At 67.2% G+C, this 18,492-nt stretch carries 13 protein-coding genes; 11 read left to right on the plus strand and 2 right to left on the minus strand.

What is annotated here, in order from left to right; translation table 11 throughout:
- Positions 1-3: 3 nt before the first annotated feature.
- The 8 genes from PLE19_08870 (at position 4) to PLE19_08905 (ending at position 10,651) form a co-directional block, all read left to right on the plus strand.
- Entirely contained in the window at positions 4-261 is a 258-nt protein-coding gene (locus tag PLE19_08870) for a hypothetical protein (GenBank protein ID HPD15050.1), read from the plus strand.
- A gap of 49 nt (positions 262-310) precedes the next feature.
- Positions 311-1,525, plus strand: coding sequence for a PQQ-like beta-propeller repeat protein (locus PLE19_08875; protein ID HPD15051.1), 1,215 nt, complete (start codon positions 311-313; stop codon positions 1,523-1,525).
- A gap of 114 nt (positions 1,526-1,639) precedes the next feature.
- Positions 1,640-2,989 carry a Gfo/Idh/MocA family oxidoreductase gene (locus PLE19_08880; GenBank protein ID HPD15052.1) on the plus strand — a complete coding sequence of 450 codons (1,350 nt, stop codon included), beginning with the start codon at positions 1,640-1,642 and terminating at the stop codon, positions 2,987-2,989.
- Positions 2,990-3,117: 128 nt separating this feature from the next.
- On the plus strand, positions 3,118-3,876 hold the full coding sequence (locus PLE19_08885; protein HPD15053.1) for a class I SAM-dependent methyltransferase: 759 nt from the start codon (positions 3,118-3,120) through the stop codon (positions 3,874-3,876).
- Positions 3,877-3,993: 117 nt separating this feature from the next.
- The gene (locus tag PLE19_08890; GenBank protein ID HPD15054.1) at positions 3,994-5,298 is read left to right on the plus strand and encodes a Gfo/Idh/MocA family oxidoreductase; all 1,305 of its coding nucleotides are present in this window, start codon (positions 3,994-3,996) and stop codon (positions 5,296-5,298) included.
- Between the two features lie 11 nt (positions 5,299-5,309).
- Positions 5,310-8,612 carry a HEAT repeat domain-containing protein gene (locus tag PLE19_08895; protein ID HPD15055.1) on the plus strand — a complete coding sequence of 1,101 codons (3,303 nt, stop codon included), beginning with the start codon at positions 5,310-5,312 and terminating at the stop codon, positions 8,610-8,612.
- 64 nt (positions 8,613-8,676) lie between these two features.
- Positions 8,677-9,687: a sugar phosphate isomerase/epimerase gene (locus PLE19_08900; protein ID HPD15056.1), complete on the plus strand. Its 1,011-nt coding sequence runs from the start codon at positions 8,677-8,679 to the stop codon at positions 9,685-9,687.
- A 25-nt stretch (positions 9,688-9,712) separates the two neighbouring features.
- Positions 9,713-10,651 carry a ThuA domain-containing protein gene (locus PLE19_08905; GenBank protein HPD15057.1) on the plus strand — a complete coding sequence of 313 codons (939 nt, stop codon included), beginning with the start codon at positions 9,713-9,715 and terminating at the stop codon, positions 10,649-10,651.
- A gap of 53 nt (positions 10,652-10,704) precedes the next feature.
- Here the strand turns inward: PLE19_08905 and PLE19_08910 are convergent, their stop codons facing one another.
- Positions 10,705-11,514 carry an endonuclease/exonuclease/phosphatase family protein gene (locus PLE19_08910; protein ID HPD15058.1) on the minus strand — a complete coding sequence of 270 codons (810 nt, stop codon included), beginning with the start codon at positions 11,512-11,514 and terminating at the stop codon, positions 10,705-10,707.
- 160 nt (positions 11,515-11,674) lie between these two features.
- Between PLE19_08910 and PLE19_08915 the strand changes: the two genes are divergently transcribed.
- From PLE19_08915 to PLE19_08925, 3 genes are all read left to right on the plus strand, one after another.
- Positions 11,675-14,968: a DUF6067 family protein gene (locus tag PLE19_08915; protein ID HPD15059.1), complete on the plus strand. Its 3,294-nt coding sequence runs from the start codon at positions 11,675-11,677 to the stop codon at positions 14,966-14,968.
- A gap of 40 nt (positions 14,969-15,008) precedes the next feature.
- On the plus strand, positions 15,009-15,821 hold the full coding sequence (locus tag PLE19_08920) for a hypothetical protein (protein ID HPD15060.1): 813 nt from the start codon (positions 15,009-15,011) through the stop codon (positions 15,819-15,821).
- 87 nt (positions 15,822-15,908) lie between these two features.
- Positions 15,909-17,255: an aminotransferase class I/II-fold pyridoxal phosphate-dependent enzyme gene (locus tag PLE19_08925; protein ID HPD15061.1), complete on the plus strand. Its 1,347-nt coding sequence runs from the start codon at positions 15,909-15,911 to the stop codon at positions 17,253-17,255.
- A gap of 141 nt (positions 17,256-17,396) precedes the next feature.
- Here the strand turns inward: PLE19_08925 and PLE19_08930 are convergent, their stop codons facing one another.
- Positions 17,397-18,440: a Gfo/Idh/MocA family oxidoreductase gene (locus PLE19_08930; GenBank protein HPD15062.1), complete on the minus strand. Its 1,044-nt coding sequence runs from the start codon at positions 18,438-18,440 to the stop codon at positions 17,397-17,399.
- Between the last annotated feature and the right edge of the window lie 52 nt (positions 18,441-18,492).

Below are 18,492 nucleotides of genomic sequence, written 5' to 3' on the forward strand. Positions count from 1 at the left end.
GCCATGTCTCAACCCGGGGCACCGATGGACCCTCAGGTGCTCAAGTCGGCCCTCAAGGCCTTCCGCAAGCGCCTGAAGGCCACGCTGCTCGACGACGAATCCAAGCTCGGCGGCCACGGCGCCATGACCAGCGGCCGCAAGTCGGGGCTCGTGGGCATCACCCCACCCATGGAGTTCCCCAGGGCCGTGTGGGACGAGCTCGTGAAGCAGGGGCAGCTCAGGTATCTCGGCCACGGCCTCTACCAACTGCGGCAACCGTGACGCCGCGTGGCCAGCGACCGAACCGAGCATTGGGGGCAAGGAGCACACGATGGGCAAAGTGACCAGTGCATGGGCGTTGGCGTTCGTATGCTTAGGGGCAGCCTGCGCGGGAAGCTCGGGAACCGATTGGCCCGGCTGGCGCGGGCCGAACCGCGACGCCAAGTCGCTGGAGACGGGCCTGCTCAAGGAGTGGCCCGAGGGCGGGCCGAAGCTGCTGTGGGAGGTCAACGACATCGGCGTCGGCTTCTCCAGCGTGGCCGTCGTCGGCGGCACGGTTTACATCAGCGGCGACCAGGGCGGCAAGTTGATGATCTTCGCCCTTGATCTCAACGGCAAACACCTCTGGAAGGCCGAGCACGGCGGCGCCTGCGGCGGACCCGACGGTTCCCGCTCGACTCCGGTCGTTGACGGCGGGCTGCTCTACATCATCAACGGGGCCGGCCTCGTCGGTTGCTACGACGCCAAGACCGGCGAGAGAAAGTGGACCCGCGAGATGAAGGAGTTCGGCGGCGGGCGGCCGGGCTGGAGCTACTCCGAATCCGTGCTCATCTACAAGAACCTCGCCATCGTCACACCCGGCGGCAAGAACTGCATCGTCGCGCTCGACAAGGCCACCGGCGAGAAGGTGTGGGCCAGCGAGGGCTTCGACGGCGGCGCGCACTACTGCTCGTGCATCGCCGTTGACTTCGAGGGCGTGCCTCTGATCATCAACGGCACCGGCGGCGGCATCGTGGGAGTGGACGCCCGCGACGGCAAGGTCCACTTCTCCGACCGCTTCAGCGCCGGCAACACGGCCAATTGCACCACCCCCGCCTACGCCGATGGCTACATCTTCTGGTCCAACGGCTACGGCAAGGGCGGCGTGTGCCTGAAGCTGAAGGCCGAGGGCGGCAAGGTCACCGCCGAACGCGCCTGGACCACCGACTTCGCCTCGCACCACGGCGGCTACCTCATCAAGGACGGGTACATCTACGGGGACACTGGAAGCGTGGCCTGCCTCGACCTCAAGACCGGCAAGAGGATGTGGGGCGCCCAGGGCATGGGCAAGGGCTCGCTCTGCTACGCCGACGGCATGCTCTACCTCTTCGGCGAGGGCGGCGGCCGGGCAGCTCTGGCCACCTGCTCGCCCGAGAAGATGGAGATCAAGGGCAAGGTCCAAGTCAAAGGCAAAGGACCGAGCTGGGCGCACCCCGTCGTCGCCGGCGGACGCCTCTACCTCCGCTACGACACCAACCTCTACTGCTTCGACGTGAAAGGCAACTGAGCCCGAAGCAGCGCGGTAGGGCGTGCCTGCTTGCACGCGGAACGAAGATGGTGTGCAAGTATGCACACCCTACGCCTTCGAATTGAAGGGCAATTGATCCAAGGAGAACCGACCATGAGAACGCGCGTCAGCCGTCGCAGTTTCCTCAGCACCTCAGCCGCCGGGACCGCCAGCCTGACTATCCTCAGAGACAGCCGCTCTGCAACCGCCGCGGCCGCCAATGACAAGCTCAACATCGCCGGCATCGGCGTCGGCGGGCAGGGCGGCGGCGACCTCAACGCGGTCGCCGGCGGCAACAACGTGGTCGCCCTCTGCGATGTGGACTCCGCCCGCGGCGAGGGCAGCTTCAGGAAGTTCGCGGATGCGAAGCCGTACCAGGACTTCCGCAAGATGCTAGACGAGGTCCACGCGCAGATTGACGCCGTCGTGGTCGGCACGCCCGACCACACCCACGCCGTGGCCGCCATCGCGGCCATGAAGCTGGGCAAGCACGTCTTCTGCGAGAAGCCCCTCACCCGCACCGTTTACGAGTCGCACCTCATGCGCGTCACCGCCGCCAAGTATAAGGTGGCCACGCAGATGGGGAATCAGGGCTCCGCCAGCGAGGGCCTGCGGCGCGCTGTCGAGCTGGCCTGGGGCGGCTTCTGTGGCGACATGACCGAGTGCCACCTGTGGCTCGCCAACGGCGACGGCCCCCAGGAGCGCCCGAAGGACACGCCTCCCGTGCCCCCGACGCTGAACTGGGACCTCTGGCTCGGCCCCGCACCCGAGCGCCCGTACCATCCGTGCTACGTGCCCTTCAAGTGGCGCCAGTGGCGCGACTTCGGCAGCGGCGGCGGTGGCGATATGGGCTGCCACAGCATCAACATGGCCGTCCGAGCGCTCCGCCTCGACCTCCTGTGGAACCCCGACCCCGCCGAGAAGCCCGACAAGCCGCCCATCATCCGCATCGAAGGCCAGGCATCCGAGCTCAACCCCGAAACCTATCCCCGCAACATCAAGGCCGTCTTCGACTTCCCCGCCCGCGGCAATCGCCCAGCACTCAAAGTCCACTGGTACAACGGCGGCCTCAAGCCCCCTAAGGAGGTCCTGCGCGGCTACACCATGACCCAGTGGGGCTGCCTCGTCGGCGGCGAGAAGGCGGCACTCCTCTCCACCTGCCCGTGGAACACAAACGTCTTCCTGCTGCCCGAGGCGCAGTTCAAGGACTACCAGGGCAACGAGCCGCGGATTCCGCGTTCGCCCGGCCACTACGCGGAGTGGGTTCGCGCCTGCAAGGGCGGCGAGAAGGCCTTCTCCAACTTCGACATCGGCGCCCCCACCAACGAAATCGTCCAACTGGTCCACGTCGCCACCCTGGCCGGCAAGCCCATCGAATACGACCCGTGGAACTGCAAGATCGTCAACGACCCGAATCTCAACCCGCTCCTCCATCGCGAGTACCGCGCGGGGTGGACGCTGTGACCTGTGGATAGAGTGGACACAATGGACGTTTCGAACTTCGTAGGCCCAAAGCGCTAGGCATTGCACGCCTCGGCGCCCCCATCGTCCATCCTGTCCATCATGTCCACTGGAACAAGGAGAGACTACTCTTGGCTCCAGAGAACGCCTGGGAGCAGTTCTTCGATGCCCATGCCCCCGTCTACAATCAGAATGTCTATACAAAGAACACCTTCGCAGAGGCAGACTTCGTGGTTGAAACGCTGGGAGTGTCGCCCGGCGCCCGGATTCTCGACGTGGGGTGCGGCACCGGCCGCCACGCGGTCGAGCTGGCCCGCCGCGGCTTCGCGGTGACCGGCCTGGACCTCTCCACCGAAATGCTGGCGAGGGCCGCCGAAAGGGCCGGCAGCGCAGGCGTTCACGTCGAATGGATTCACTCCGACGCCACCAGGTTCTCATTCCCAGCGAGTTTCGATGCGGCGGTGTGCCTGTGCGAGGGAGCCTTCGGGCTCCTCGGCCAGCACGACGACCCGATCGAGCAGCCGCTGGCCATCCTGCGCAACATCGCCCACGCCCTCAAGCCGGGCGCCAAGGCACTCTTCACCGTCCTCAACGGCGCCGCCATGATCCGCAAGCACCAGGACAGCCACTTTGCCGAGGGCCGCTTCGACCCCCTCACGATGGTCGTGTCCTGGGAAGTCCCCCCGCGTGAGGGCCTGCCGCCCATCCCAGTCCGCGAGCGGGGCTTCCTCCCCACCGAGCTCATCCTGCTCTTCCGCGTCGCGGGCCTGACCGTGCTCCACATCTGGGGCGGCACCGCGGGGAACTGGGGCCATCGCCCCCTCGACCTCGACGAGATCGAGATCATGGTCGTCGCCCGCAAGCCGCGTGAACCTGTCGCATCGGGCTGAGGCCAGTGGCGCGCGACGGCCCTTTCTGGGCATCGGCTCTTGCGCTGTCCCAGACCATTGAGTATGCTTCCTGAACACAGGCGGTTGCAGGCCATTCCTCCCAGGAAAGGGCATGCCATGGGTCACGCTCCATCCCGTCGGCGGTTTCTGGGGGCCGCGGCGGCCGGGATCGCCGCGCCGTATTTCGTGCATGGATCGGTGCTGGGGGCCGAGGGGCGCGCGGCGCCCAGCGACCGCCTCCGCACGGGCCACATCGGCGTCGGCGGCCAGGGCAGCGGCCACTTCGGCGCGTGTGTGGGCAATCCGGCCCTTCAGGTGATGGCCGCCTGCGACCCCTATGAGAGCAAGCGCGAGTCCAACCGATCGAAGGCCAACGCCCGCTACGCCGAGCAGATCGAGAAGGGCACCTTCAAGGGCTGCGACGCCTATGCCGACTTCCGCGACCTCGTGACCCGCGACGATATTGACGCCGTCTTCATCGCTTCGCCCGAGTTCTGGCACGCGCTCCACGCCATCTGGGCGATGCGCTACGGCAAGGACGTCTATTGCGAGAAGGCGATGACCCTCACGCTCTACGAGAGCCAGGCCGTGCGCGACACGGTGCGGCGGCACAGGCGCGTCTACCAGCTCGGCACGCAGCAGCGCTCCGACCGCAATTTCCGCTTCGCCGCCGAGCTCGCCCTCAACGGCTACCTCGGCAAGGTCCACACCGTCAAGGTCGCCGTGCCTGGCGGCTCGGCGGGCCTGCCCATCGCCCAGCCGAAGCCGGCCCCGCCCGGCATTGACTACGAGATGTGGCTCGGCCCCGCGCCCTGGAAGCCCTACACCGACACCCATTGCAGCTTCAACTGGTACTTCATCTACGACTATTGCATCGGCTGGATAGGCTCCTGGGGCGTCCACCACATTGATTCCGCCCTCTGGGGCGCCCCGGCCTTCCACACGGGCAAGGTGGAGATCGAGGGCACCGCGAAGTTCCCCGAACAGGGCATGGGCAACTGCTCGTACTCGTGGCGGGTCAACCTGCTCGCCGAGAACGGCCAGCGCATGTTCTTCACCGACGACGGCGGCCAGCCGCACGGCGTGCGCTTCGAGGGCGACCAGGGCTGGGTCCACGTCGTTCGTGGCGGCATCAAGGCCGAGCCAGAATCGCTCCTCCGCCTCAGCCTCAAGCCTGCCGACATCCACCTCTACGAGTCCCACAGCCACCACGGCAACTTCTTCGACTGCATCAGGACCCGCCGCGACCCGGTGTCGGACGTTGACGCCGGCTTCCGCGCGACTGTGACCACCATCATCGCCGACATCGCGACGCGCGTCGGGCGCAAAGTGACATTCGACTGGACTGCCGAGCGCTTCGTGAACGACGACGTGGCGAACAGCTATCTGCGCCGCCCCATGCGCAGCCCCTGGACTCTCTAGGGAGAAGCCCCATGAAACTTCCGCGTCCATCTTGTCCATTGTGTCCATTTCTTCTCCTTCTCGCCGCCACCCTCCTTGCCGCTGAGCCGCCGCTCACCCTGGACCAGGCCTTCGCTCAGGTGCCCTCCTACGACTACGGCCAGCCCGACCGGGCGCTTCACTTCCTCGAGCTGGAGATCGCGCGCGCCGCCACCGACGCGCCGAAAAAGGCCCAACTGGCCGAACGCTTCGGTGCCATCCTCGCCGATGCCAAGTCCACCCACGCCGCCAAAGTCTGGTGCTGCCAGCAACTCCTCCTCGTGGGCACGGAGGCCCAGGTGCCCATGCTCGCCAAACTGCTCGACGACGAGAAGCTGGCCGAGATGGCTCGCTTCACGCTCGAGGGCATCCCCGGCGAGGCGTCGCTCGCCGCCCTGAGGACATGTCTCGACAAGTTCAAGGGCACGCCCCTTATGGGTGCCGTCAACTCGCTGGGCATTCGCCGCGACGCGAAGTCCGTCCTCGCCCTCGCCAAGCTGCTCGTCGGCCCTGACCCACTGGTTGCGGCGGCAGCGGCGGAGGCGCTCGGCAAGATCGGCAACGCCGAGGCCGCAGCAGCATTGGCGAAGGCCGAGCTTCCAGCGAAGCAGACGGGCGCGCTCCACGATGCCCAACTGCGCTGCGCCCAGCTCCTCGCCGCCGCGGGCGACGCCGCCAACGCCGAGAAGCTCTGCGAGCAGGTTTGGGCGTCCAAGCGCCCGGTCGCCTGGCGTCTGGCCGGTCTCGCCGGCCTCGTCAAGGTGAGCAAGGAGAAGGCCACGCCCCTCGTCCTCGACGCCCTGGGTTCCGATGACGAGCTCATCCAGGCGTCCGCCGTGCAGTTGACAAAGGAGCTTCCCGGCGAGAAGGTCACTGCCGCCCTCGTGCAACGGCTTGAGAAGCTCGACCCCAAAGGCCAGGCCCTGCTCCTAAATGTGATCGCCGAGCGAGGCGACCGCTCGGCTGCGCCCGCCGTGGCGAAGCTGATGGACGCCAAGGACGACGTGGTGCGGTCCGCCGCCATCCGCGCGATGGCGAGCCTGGGCGATTCGGGCCTCATCCCCCGGCTCGGGGCAATGGCCGCGAACGAGAAGGGCATCGTGCAGCAGGCCGCGCGGGCAGCACTCGCCGCCCTCTCGGCGAGAGACGCCGACGAGCGGCTGCTCGCCGCCGCCGCCGAAGGCGAGCCAGCCGTCAGGTCGGAACTGCTCCGCGCCATCGCCGCGCGGCGCGTGCCGAACGCCACGCCGATGCTGCTCAAGGCCGCCGCGGACGCCGATGAATCTGTCCGCCGTGCGGCTTTCGACGCCCTCGGCGTCGTGGGCGCCCCCGAGTGCTACCCGAAGCTTGTCGAACTCCTCGTCGCCGCCCAGGGCGACACGCAGGCCATCGAGAAGGCCATCCTGGCAGTTGGCGCCCGGCTCGCAAACCCCGCCGACCGGGCGACGCCCCTCATCGCCGCGCTCAAGGCGGCCCCGACCGCCGCCAAGCCCTCCCTTCTCCGCGTGCTCGGTGCCACGGGCGGAGCCGATGCACTGGCAGCCGTGCGCACCCACATCATGGATGCGGACGCGCAGGTCCGCGACGCCGCCTTCCGCACGCTCACCGCGTGGCCCGATGCGGAGCCTGCGGACGACCTGCTCAAGATGGCCAAGGACGCCGAGAATCAGCGCTACCGGGTCCTCGCCCTCCGCGGCTACCTGCGCCTGGCCGGCGAGGTGAAGGATGAGGCGGCGAGGCTGAAGATGCTTGAGGCCATCCGCCCCATCGCCACTACCGCCGAATCGAAGAAGTTCCTCCTCGGCATGCTGGGCGATGCGCCCGACGCGGGCGCACTCCAGGTCGCAACCTCGTTCCTCGACGACGCGGAGGTCCGCTCCGAGGCCGCCGCCGCGGTGCTGCGAATCGGCCAAGCCGTCCTCGCAAGCGACCGCCAGGCGGTCGTCGCCGCGATGAAGACGCTGCTTGAGAAGTGCAAGGACGAGGCGGTGGTGAAGCAGGCCGAAGCTCTCCACGCTCAGGCCCTCAAGCCGCCGCAAGCCGGAGGCGGCAGCGTGCCCGAGTACGACAAGAAGCGCAGCGACGGCATGAAGGCCGACGTGGCCGCCCGCGCCCCCAAGGGCTACAAGGTGGTCTGCTACCTCAACTGCGGCCCCGACGCCTCCGACGGCGAGAAGGGCAAGCCCACCCTCCGCGTGGGTGAAGCCAATGCCTACCGCTGGCCGGGCGCCGACATCCGCCACGGCACCTGCTTCTTCACCAGCGACGACGTCAACTTTGAGGCCACCGGCCTGAACCCGAGGAAATCGTATCAGCTCGGGTTCTCATGGTGGGACTGCGACCACGACACCCGAGCCCAGTCCGTGTGGGCGGGAAACACCAAGCTCCTGGAGAAGACCAAGCTCCCCTCGGGCGCGAAGGGCGAGAAGGCCGTGGAGAAGGTCGTGCCCATCCCCCAGGCGCTCACAGCCAAGGGGAGCGTTCGCATCAGCTTCCGCAACGAGGCCCAGCCCAACGCCGTCGTCAGCGAGGTCTGGCTCCTCGAGAGCGAGGCCGACGGCCCTCAGGGCGAAGCCGGGGCGCCTGCCCCTGCTCCTGTGGGCGGGGCGTCCCTGCCCCGCGAAGGCGCCAAGAAGGTGCTCATCATCACGGGCATTGACTACCCTGGCCACCCTTGGAAGCAAACCGCCCCCATCCTGGCGGACATTCTCCGCAAGGACGCCCGCCTCGCGGTGGATGTCAACGACAACTGGAAGGCGGCCCTCGCATCGCCCAAACTGGCCGACTACAGCGTGGTCGTGCTCCACATGATGAATTGGGAGACGCCCGATCCGCCGGCGGAGACGCTGGCCAACTTCCAGAAGTTCGTCGCCGATGGCGGGGGCCTCGTCCTCGTCCACTTCGCCTGCGGGTCGTTCCAGAAGTGGCCGGAGTTCGTGAAGATCGCCGGGCGGGTCTGGAACCCCAAGATGCGCGGCCACGACCCCCACGGCAAGTTCGCCGTCGAGTTCACGGAGGTCAAGCACCCCATCACCGAGGGTCTGAAGCCCTTCGAGACCCTCGACGAGCTGTACACCTGCCTCGACGGCGAAACGCCCATGACCATACTGGCCAAGGCCACGTCGAAGGTGGACAAGAAGGACTACCCGATGGCCTTCGTCCTGGAGTATGGCAAGGGCAAGGTGTTCCACAGCCCCCTGGGTCACGACGCCCGCGCCTTCGCCGCTGAAGGCGTCGGCGAGCTTTTTCGTCGCGGCACCGCCTGGGCCGCAGGGCTGCCGCCCGTCGCCAAGTAATGGCGCCCTTCTATCGGACATTGTGCGTCTTCGGTCGCATCTGTCACAGCGAGGAGCAACCCGAATGGATGAACGAGATGGCACGTCGCGTCGGCGCTTTCTGGGCGCCGCGTTGGGGGCAGGGGCGGCGGGGCTGGCCGCCTCGTGCGTGGGGCCAATGGGCGAACCCGGCAAGGCCGGGGAACAATTCGGAAAGGGTCAAGGCATGAAGATCGGCTTCCACACGGATGCATTCAACACCGCGTACTGGAGCTTCGAGAAGTGCCTTCAGTGGGCGCAGAAGAACGACGTGCACTGCATCGAGTGCGGGGTGATTGACGGCGTGAGCTGGATTCACGGCCTCGGCTACCAGCCGCACGTGGCGCTCCACGAAGACCCCCTCCTGCTGCGCCGCAAGATGGAGAAGTACGGCGTGCGCTTCTCGCAGATTGACGCCGCCTTCCCCCTAAGCGGCAAGGACGGCATCCCCTACGGCGTGCCCTACGTTCACAACGCTATCCGCTGGGCCAAGCTGGCCGGCTGCCCGAACATCGCAACGACCGACGGGTTGCACAAGCCCGAGGGCCTCGACGACGCCCGCGCGATGGACCTGATGAAGCACGCCTACGGTCTGATCCTGGAGGTCGCCGAGGCATACGAGATCGTCGTCACCATCGAGGTCCACGGCTACTTCACCACCCGCCCCGAGATGATGGAGAAGATGCTCGCCTTCGTGGACAGCCCCTGGCTGCGGATGAATATGGACACGGGCAACACCTTCATCGCGGGGCAAGACCCCGTGGCGTTTCTCAAGCGGTTCATCGGCAAGGTCAGCCACGTCCACGTAAAGGACGTATCGCCCTCCCTCGCGGCCGCAGTTCGCGGCAAGCAGACGGGCATCGCGGTGAGCCAGTGCGCCATCGGCGACGGGGTGAACGCCGACAACATCCGCACCTGCCTCACCCTGCTCCGCGACCACGGCTTCAAGGGCACCCTCTCGATGGAGTGCGAGGGCCAGGGCGGTCCGATGATCGAGAAGTCGCTTGGCTGGCTCCGCAAGACCTTGGCCGACCTGAAGATCCCCGTGGAGGCGTGACCGACACGCAGCAGGAGTGTTCCACGTGAAGCAGATTGTCAAGGCGTTTGTGGGCGTTGTCGCTGCGTGGGCGCTGGCGGCTCCCGCCACGGAGGGCGGCGAAGGCAGGAAGAAGATCGTCTTCATCGCGGCCGCGGGCAGTCACGGCTTTGGGCATCACGCCTACAAGGCGATGTTCCTGCTCTACGCGAAGCTGCTGAACGAGAACGCGCCGAGCATCGAGGCAGTGGTCGCCACCGGCGGCTGGCCGAAGGATGCGGCCGTCCTCGACGGCGCCGCGGCCATCGTCCTGGGCAGCGACGGCGGCGGCCTCGTGCACCAGAAGACAGCGGAGCTCGGGGAACTCGTGAGGAAGGGCGTCGGCATCGCCTGCATCCACTACACACTCGACCTGCCGAAGGGCAGCAAGGCGGCCCAACTCCTCCTCGACGCCATCGGCGGCTACTACGAGCAGCACTGGTCGGTGAACCCCTCGTGGGAGGCGGATTTCAAGGAGTTCCCCAAGCACCCCATCGCCAACGGCGTGAAGCCGTTCAAGATCAGCGACGAGTGGTATTTCCACATGCGCTTCGTGGACGACATGAAGGGCGTGACGCCCATCTTGACGGCCATTCCGCCCGACGGCGCGAAGAAGGGAGGCGATGGCGCCCACAGCGGCAACCCAACCGTCCGCTCCCGCATCGGCTTGCCTGAGCACGTGGCCTGGGCCTTCGAGCGCCCGGGCGGCGGCCGCGGCTTCGGCTTCACAGGCGGCCACACCCACTGGAACTGGGGCCACGACCAGATGCGCAAGCTGCTGCTCAACGCCTTCGTGTGGGTGGCAGGGGCCGAAGTGCCGCCGAACGGCGTGCCGTCGCCGACACCGACCGTTGACGAGCTGGTGGCCAACCAGGAGAGTCCGACACCCCAGGACTGGAAGCCCGAGCGGATTCAGCAGATGATTGACAAGTGGAACCAGCCGTAGGGCGTGCATACGTGCACGCGGAAGGTCCCCAGCGGTGTGCAGGCGTGCATACCCTACGCGGCGGGGTTCACAAGCACCTCGGCGATGACGCCCAGGTGGTCCGACACACGGTCGGCAATGACCTCATAGCGGCCGAACCGCAGGGCGGGCGAAAGCAGAATCCAGTCCAGCCGCAGCCGCGGCCGGCGCGCGGGAAACGTGGCCAGGTCCCTAGCCTCGGGCAGGCACGGTTGCACGCCCAACTCGTTCACGAGCAGGTGAATGGCATCGTCGCGTCGCCGCCACCAGCAGTTCAGATCCCCCAGGATGATCAGCGGCTCTTTGCTGTGCGCAAGCTCGTCCACCATCGTGAGAATCTGCTGGCGGCGCGCGGGCTTGCGAAGAAAATCGAGGTGCACCGACACCACGTGCACCGCCCCGCCTGGTGCGGCCGGCACCGGCAACAGGGCCGAGACGAAGCCCTTCGAGCCGCGCAGCGGGAAGCGCGGGAAGGCCACCGACCGCGGGCTGTGGAGCGGCAGGCGCGAGAGAATGGCCGTGCCCACCGAGATGCGCCGCCTGCCAAACGCCTTGCCGTTGTGCTCGCCCCAGAAGTGGTGCTCGTAGCCGGCCAGGTCAGCCAGCTTCTCCACGTGGTGGAAATCGCCGCTCCAGAACGACGGGCCGTCAGCCTCCTGGAGAGCAACCACATGGGGCGCCTCGCGGCGGAGCACCGCCGCCACATCGCACAGATTGGCGTGGAACTTGTGCCGACGCACGAACACCTGCTGCGCCGCGAGCTTGCGCCCGTGGGCCACGTTCAGGCTCATCACGCGCAGGCATTCGGTGCCAGAGGGGCCGGGGGCAGCGGGCCGCTCACGCATCAACGTCGCCGTCTCCGTCAACCTTCCCGCCTTCCCCATCAGTCTAAGGCCCGCATCGTGCAATTTCAAGCGGAAAAATCGCGCCTGTGCCCCTTGCCTTGCCCGTTCCTTTTGCTACACTCGACAGCACACTCACTGGGACCTGGAAGGGAGATGCCTGATGCAGAACTCTGCGATCGTCCTCTTGTGCCTCACGGCGGGAGCTGCCATGGCCGCTGACTATCGCGTGCCGCTGATGGATAAGGCGCCCATCGTTGACGGCAGGATCGAGCCGGCCGAGTGGGCGCGAGCCGTGGGATTCGACGGCTTCGCCTTCAACGGCGCCCTCGACCGCCGCCGCGTGCGCGCCTGGGTCGCCGCCACCAAGACGCACCTCTGCTTCGCCATCCAGTCGCAACTGCCCGACGAGGGGCAGCTTGTCGCCGAGGTCGCACTCGACACGGTCAAGCTCGTCTTCGACGACTCCGTCGAGGTCTGGACTGACCCGACGCCCGGCTCCGAGCACGGCCAGGCGTTCCAACTGCTCGCGAATGCCGCTGGCCGCATGGCCTATAAGCACCACGGCCGCGGCAACGTGCCGGAGAACCCGACGTGGCAGGGCGACTGGAAGGTGGCCAACGGCTTCCACGACGGCTCATGGCACTGCGAGATCGCCGTGCCTATCGCCAGCCTCCCGCAGGTCGGCAGCCTGCGGGAGGCCACCCAGGGGCAGTGGGGCATCAACCTCTGCCGCAACTGGAAGAACCCCTGGGCCTTCTCCTCGACCGGCGGCGGAGGCTATGCCCCCAGCGACCGCTTCACCTTTGCCCCTGATGCCCTGGCCATCGCCCACGAGAGCCGGGCCGACGCCTTCGTCGGCGATCTCCACCATGCCCTCGTCCTCTCCAACCCGACGACCACCCCCATCACCGTCAAGGCTGCCCTCTCGCTCAAGCGCGACGTCATGCCGGAGTTGACCAACTCCGAAACCCTCACCCTCGCCCCCGGCGAGAAGAGGGAAGTGGCCATCAAGGCCAAGGACGACGCGACAAGGAAGTTCGAACTCACGCTCTCCGTCACCTCACCCGACGGCAAGACGGTCTTCTACCAGCGGACGGTCGCCTGGCAGAAGGGCGAGCCGTGGCGCTGGACGACCAGGAAGAAGGAAGTCCTTCCCATTGACTTCCAGTTTGCCTACTATCCCTACAGGAACAAGATGCGGGTGCTGGCCGACGTGTCGAACCTGCCACAGGACGCCAAGCTGGAGAAGCTCACGTGCGTCATCCGCCCGAAGGGCCGCAGGCGGGCCGTCAAGAGCGTGACCTTCGATGCCTTCAAGGACGGCCGTCAGGAGCTTGAGTTCACCCTCCCCCACCTCGACGGCCAATACGAGATCGCCCTCACCGCCCAGGGCCAGAACGTGCCGAAGGGAGAACTCGTCAAGGAGTTCGAGCGCACCGTCTACGAATGGGAGCGTAAGGGCCTCGGCACCAGCACCAAGGTCTATCCTCCCTTCACCCCCATCAGGGTCGAGGGCAAGAAGATCTCCACCGTCCTCCGCGAGCACACGATGAACGACTTCGGCCTCTGGGACCAGGTCGTCGCCGCCGGCAAGCCGCTCCTGGCCGCACCCATGCGCATTGTGGGCGGCGTTGCTGGAGACCTGCTCGAGGAGAAGCAACTGGGCGTCAAGTTCAGCGAGGCGGCGCCTCACAAGGCCACCAGCCGTGCCACGTTCCGGGTCGGCGCCCTGGAAGCCGAGGCGACCTCCGCCTGGGACTACGATGGGATGATGAGGGTGGACCTCAAGCTGGCTTCGGCCGCCGGTCAGGTTCTCGACCACCTCGACCTCGAAATCCCGCTCAAGGACGACATGGCGCCGATGATCCATGCGATGGGCGACGGAATCCGCAACACCGTCTACGCCCGCGTGCCGCAAGGCGAAGGCGTCGTGTGGGACAGCACCAAGGTCCAGGTCAACGACTTCCCGAAGGGCTTCTGCTCCTACATCTACGTCGGCAGCCCGGTGCGCGGACTCTCGTGGTTCTGCGAGAACGACAAGGGCTGGTCCTGGGACCCCGCCAAGCCGAATCTCGATCTCGTTCGGAAGGGCGATCAGCTCATCCTGCGCGTCCATTTCCTCAACAGGCCGATGGTGATCAAGGAGCCGAGGACCATCACCTTCGGCCTTCAAGCCGCGCCGGTGAAGCCGCGAATCGGCAACTGGCGCTACGCCTGGCACCGCGAACGCTGCCACCTGCTGGGCACCGACATCAACTGGTTCGCCCTCGGCGACTGCGGCTCCGTCTACCCCGCCGGCAAGGACATGGCTCTCTGGGAAGCCCTCGCCCGCGGGAGCAGGGAGAAGCTCTCCGACGACGAGATCAACAAGGTCATCGAGCACGGGCGCAAGTACTTCGAGCCGTACGGCGAGGAGAAGGTCAAGAGCTACATCGCTCATGTCCGCCATAACCTCACCTGCCACCTGGGCGCCAAGATGGTCTTCTACTACAACCGGGCCAGCTACCAGCTCGCCGACGAGTTCCAGACCTTCCAGGACGAATGGGGCCTCTCCGACTACCGCACCGTGGGCAAGGGCAACGGCATCTGGGAGATCAAGATCGACCCCACCGAATCCTACATTGACCACGCGCTTTACTGGTACGGCAAAAGCTTCGACATCGGCGGCAACCAGGGGGTCTACTGGGACAACTATTTCTTCGTCGGCTCCTACAACACGGCGACGACCGACGCCTACAAGCGGCCCGACGGCTCGGTCATGCCGTCCAACGGCCTCTGGGGCCTCCGCGACCTCGTCAAGCGCACGTTCGTCTACATGAACGAACGCGGCATGCGGCCCATCACCATGCCCCACATGACCTCCACCAACATCCTCCCCCTCTACTCCTTCGCCACGGTGCAGTACGACTGGGAGTGGAAGTACTCGGAGGGCGACGTGCAGTATCGCTTCCCCCGCGAGTACATCCTGCTCGTCTCGACGGGCGAGCTGGCGGGCGTGTGGCCCGTGCTCCTCGGCGACCACGGGAAGCTGGCCAACGACCCGTGGACTCAGCGCACCTTCGCCGCCGTGTGCCTCGTGCACGAGCTCGACTGCTGGGGCCGCAACGACGTCTGGGAGCCGCTCTTCAAGCACGTTCACCGCCTCGTGGAGTCCCCAGGCCTGGAGGTCTATCGCTACTGGGACGAACGCCCTCAGCCCGTGGTGGCCGACAGCCCCGATCTGCCCACCATCGTCTACTCGCTCAAGGGCAAGGAGGCGGTCTTCGCGGTCGTAAGCTACGCCGAGAAGGACCTGGATGCCACGCTGACCATTGACGCGAAGGCCCTCGGCTTCGAGGGCGCCTACAAGCTCTTCGACGCCGAGAGCGACAAGGAGGTGCCCGTCGAGGGAAACAAGCTGAAGCTCACGATCAAGAAGCACGACGTCCGCGAGTTCAGAATGCTGCCGCAGTGAGACCGCGAATCACGCGAATCGGGCGAATGGGGAGAAGCAGATGAACCGGTTGCCCCTGGCCGCGATGGCAGGATTGTTCCTGGTGTCGTGCCACGCGCCGATGGCGCCTGTCGCCGTAGGGCCGGCGCGCGAGCTGTCGCGGTTTCTCGGCGTGCCGCCGGCGCTGGAGGACCGGCTGCTCTATTACCACGGCTTCGAACAGTTCGGCGGGCAGCCAGAGGCCAACAAGGCGGACCTGGTGCAGGTGGGCAACGTGAACTCGGTGCCCGACGGCATGCGCGGGCGAGGGGCAATGACCGGGAACGGCAGCGTGCTACAGCTCCGCAGCCCCGAACTCTCGCCCCACCGGCCGCTCACGGTAATGCTCTGGTGGGCGCTGGCCGAGGACGCGAGGCCAGAGACCGGCTTCGGCCTCGTGCACCTTCAGGGCCGCGGCATCATCTCGCACTTCGCCGCGGGGAAAGGCCCCTGGTGCGCCCTCCAGCGCACCGCGGCCGTGCTCCAGGTCTACTACTTCCCCGGCATCCAGAACGTCAATGGCATCTACGACGCCGATTGGGCGGCGCACATCGAGTTGAGGGCCGGCGCCTGGCACCACACGGCCCTCGTCATCCAGGGCGCGTCGCTCGTCGAGGTCTACACCGACGGTCGCCTGGCCTGGAAGACCCGCAACGACGGCCGGCCGTTCCACGAGGACGACAAGGTCGGCGAGGTCACGTTCGGCACGCGGGGAGCCCCCGGCCTGCTGATTGACGAGGTGTTCGTCCTCCGCCGCGCCCTCACCGCCGCCGAGATCGCCGACTACGTGGCCGCCATCCGCCAGATGCGCGAGGCCGGCTATCCCGCCCATTGACTCCCCCCCACGCTCGCCGGTATACTCTTGCGGGCCGTGACGGCCGGGTTCCCCCAGACAGCCCCCGGGCAAGAAGCGAGGAAGTGCATGGAATTCGAGGCACTGAAGAAGTCGGGCATCACCAATCTGCTGTCAGCCTTCGGCAAGAGCATCTCGCTGCCGCAGGGCATCTTCTACTGGACCGGCCGCGCGAAGAAGGAAGCGACGATTGACGCCACGATCGGCAGCGCGCAGGGCCCCGAGAGCGAAATCATCGCCGGCGCGCCCGATAAGGCGGTGACCTTCTACCTCCCCTCGGTGCAGCGGCATTTCGCCGGCCTCAAGAGCGAGGAGACGGTGCCCTATGCGCCCATGCTCGGCCTGCCCGACCTGCGGAAGGCCTGGCGCGACTGGATTCTGCGGAAGGTGGGCCCCCTGCGCGAGCGCGTGGAGCCCTGCCTCTCCCTGCCCGCCGTCACGCCCGGCGTCACCGGCGGCCTCTTCCTCGCCGCCAAGCTGTTCCTGGACAAGGACGAGGTGGTGGTATCGCCCGACCGCCTGTGGGAGAACTACAGCAACATCGTCGAGCGCCACATCGGCGCGCGAATCGAGACATTCCCCTTCTTCGAAGCCGGCCGCTTCAACCTCAAGGGCATGCAGCGCAAGCTTCTCGACACCCTGGCTCAGCAGCCCAAGGCGCTGCTGATGCTCAACTTCCCCAACAACCCCGTGGGTTTCAATCCGCCGCAGGACATGGTGCAGCCCATCGTCCAGGCCCTCATCGAGGTCGTCGAGCAGGCGGGCAAACCGATCGTCGTCCTGTGCGACGACGCCTACGAGGGCTACGTCTACGACCCCGCCGCCCTCCAGCGCTCGATGTTCGGCGACCTGTGCGACGCCCACCGCCGCATCCTGCCCATCAAGCTCGACGGCATCTCGAAAGAGTTCCTCTTCTACGGCGGCCGCCTCGGCTGCCTGACGTTCGGCCTGCCCTCCGGCCTCGACGTGGACCGCAAGACCCTTCAGGAAGAGCTGGACAATAAGCTCGGCGGCATCGTGCGCAGCACCGTGTCGAACTGCACCCGCCCCGTGCAGTCGGCCATCCTCAAGGCCCTCGGCCAGCTCGATCAGGTGCTGGCCGAGCGGCAGCGGACGGTGGACGTGCTTGGCCGCCGCGCGAACCTGTTGAAGGCGGAGTTCGCCAAGGTGGACCTGCCGCAGCTCAAGCTGCTGCCCTTCAACGCCGGCTTCTTCTGCTTCTGCGACGTCGAGGGCGTGCCGGCCAACAAGCTGGCCGAGCACCTGATCGCGAAGTACAAGATCGGCGTCGTGCCCAGCGAAGGCGGCAAGATCAACGGCATCCGCATCGCCTTCTGCTCCGTGCCCGAGAAGGACATCCCCACTCTGGTCAACGGCATCGTGAGCGCGATCAAGGACCTGGCGGAGAACGCCTAGAGCGTCCAGAGGAATGGAGCCTGTGGGCGGGGCGTCCCTGCCCCGCGAGGAGTTCCACAGGGCAGAGACACCCCGCCCAGAGCGGAATACCCCGACCACAACGCGGCCGTGGATGAGACTGGCTTCATTCCCCCCAGGAGCCTATCCCACCGGCGTCCACCGTCCCGTGCTGGCCGCCTCGTAAGCGGCGTGGGCCACGGCGACGGCGGTGCGCGCCTCCTCGGGGCTGGCGACCGGCTCCGCTCCGCGCAGGAGGCAGGCGAGGATGTGGCGGTCGTAGTCCAGCCCGTCCTCCGCCGCCAGTTCCACGGTATGCCACTCGTTGCTGCGGCACACATAGCGCAGCAGGCGGTGCCCGCCCGCCGGGCCGTAGTAGGCGTATTCCGCGTGGGCGTAGCCCTGCTCGTAGAACAGTTCGACCGCGATCTCGAGGATGCCCTGGGTGAAACTGCCCGGCAGCCGGGCCTCGAAGGTGGCGAACACCTGCGCCGCGGCGCCGCACTTGTAGTCCACGACCACATGGGCCGTCGTCTCGGCCTTGTGGGCCGGCCAGCCTTCGGGCCGATGGCAGCGTGCGACGACGCCGAGGGGCGCCCCCAGGTACCAGTTGCACAGGTCGAGCACGTGGCAGCCGCCGTCGAGCAGGACGCCGCCCCCCGCCTCCCCGTAGGAGCCTTTCCAGCTTGCGGGGTCGGCCATCCGCGCCCCCTCGTAGCCGAGGAACTGGATGCACGCGGCGACGGGCTTGCCCATCTTCTCGTGCCCGATGAGGCGCTTGAGTCGGCGGAACATGGGGCTGGCGCGCTGGTTCTGCACGGGGAAGAGGCGTCGCCCGGCCGCGCGGGCTGCGGCGATCATCGCGTCGCACTCGGCCGGGGTGACGGCCAGCGGCTTCTCGCACAGCACGTGCTTGCCGGCTCCGAAGGCGTCGAGGGCCATACGGGCATGAAGGTGATGAGGCGTGGCGATGACCACAAGGTCCAGGTCCTCGCGCGTCAGCATCGCCCGGTAGTCCTCGTAGGTGGCGATGGCGGGCGCCTGTTGCCTGGCGCGGACGAGGGCGACGGGATCGCGGTCGGCCACGCAGATCACCTGGGCCTCCTCGCACCTGGCGATGGCGGCCAGGTGATCGCTCCCGGCCATTCCGAGGCCAACGACTCCCACACGCACGGGACCGGTCATCATCGCGAGTCTCCCACCTTGGGCGCGGTTGCGGCGGCTCGGCTGAGCGTGGCGC

This window comes from Planctomycetota bacterium, from assembly GCA_035384565.1.
Taxonomy (GTDB): domain Bacteria; phylum Planctomycetota; class PUPC01; order DSUN01; family DSUN01; genus DAOOIT01.

Coding starts and splice junctions, on each gene's coding strand:
- PLE19_08930 (HPD15062.1), bottom strand. CDS start 18,440: ATGATGACCGGTCCCGTGCGTGTGGGAGTCGTTGGCCTCGGAATGGCC.
- PLE19_08880 (HPD15052.1), top strand. CDS start 1,640: ATGAGAACGCGCGTCAGCCGTCGCAGTTTCCTCAGCACCTCAGCCGCC.
- PLE19_08875 (HPD15051.1), top strand. CDS start 311: ATGGGCAAAGTGACCAGTGCATGGGCGTTGGCGTTCGTATGCTTAGGG.
- PLE19_08915 (HPD15059.1), top strand. CDS start 11,675: ATGCAGAACTCTGCGATCGTCCTCTTGTGCCTCACGGCGGGAGCTGCC.
- PLE19_08910 (HPD15058.1), bottom strand. CDS start 11,514: ATGCGTGAGCGGCCCGCTGCCCCCGGCCCCTCTGGCACCGAATGCCTG.
- PLE19_08895 (HPD15055.1), top strand. CDS start 5,310: ATGAAACTTCCGCGTCCATCTTGTCCATTGTGTCCATTTCTTCTCCTT.
- PLE19_08900 (HPD15056.1), top strand. CDS start 8,677: ATGGATGAACGAGATGGCACGTCGCGTCGGCGCTTTCTGGGCGCCGCG.
- PLE19_08920 (HPD15060.1), top strand. CDS start 15,009: ATGAACCGGTTGCCCCTGGCCGCGATGGCAGGATTGTTCCTGGTGTCG.
- PLE19_08870 (HPD15050.1), top strand. CDS start 4: ATGTCTCAACCCGGGGCACCGATGGACCCTCAGGTGCTCAAGTCGGCC.
- PLE19_08925 (HPD15061.1), top strand. CDS start 15,909: ATGGAATTCGAGGCACTGAAGAAGTCGGGCATCACCAATCTGCTGTCA.
- PLE19_08890 (HPD15054.1), top strand. CDS start 3,994: ATGGGTCACGCTCCATCCCGTCGGCGGTTTCTGGGGGCCGCGGCGGCC.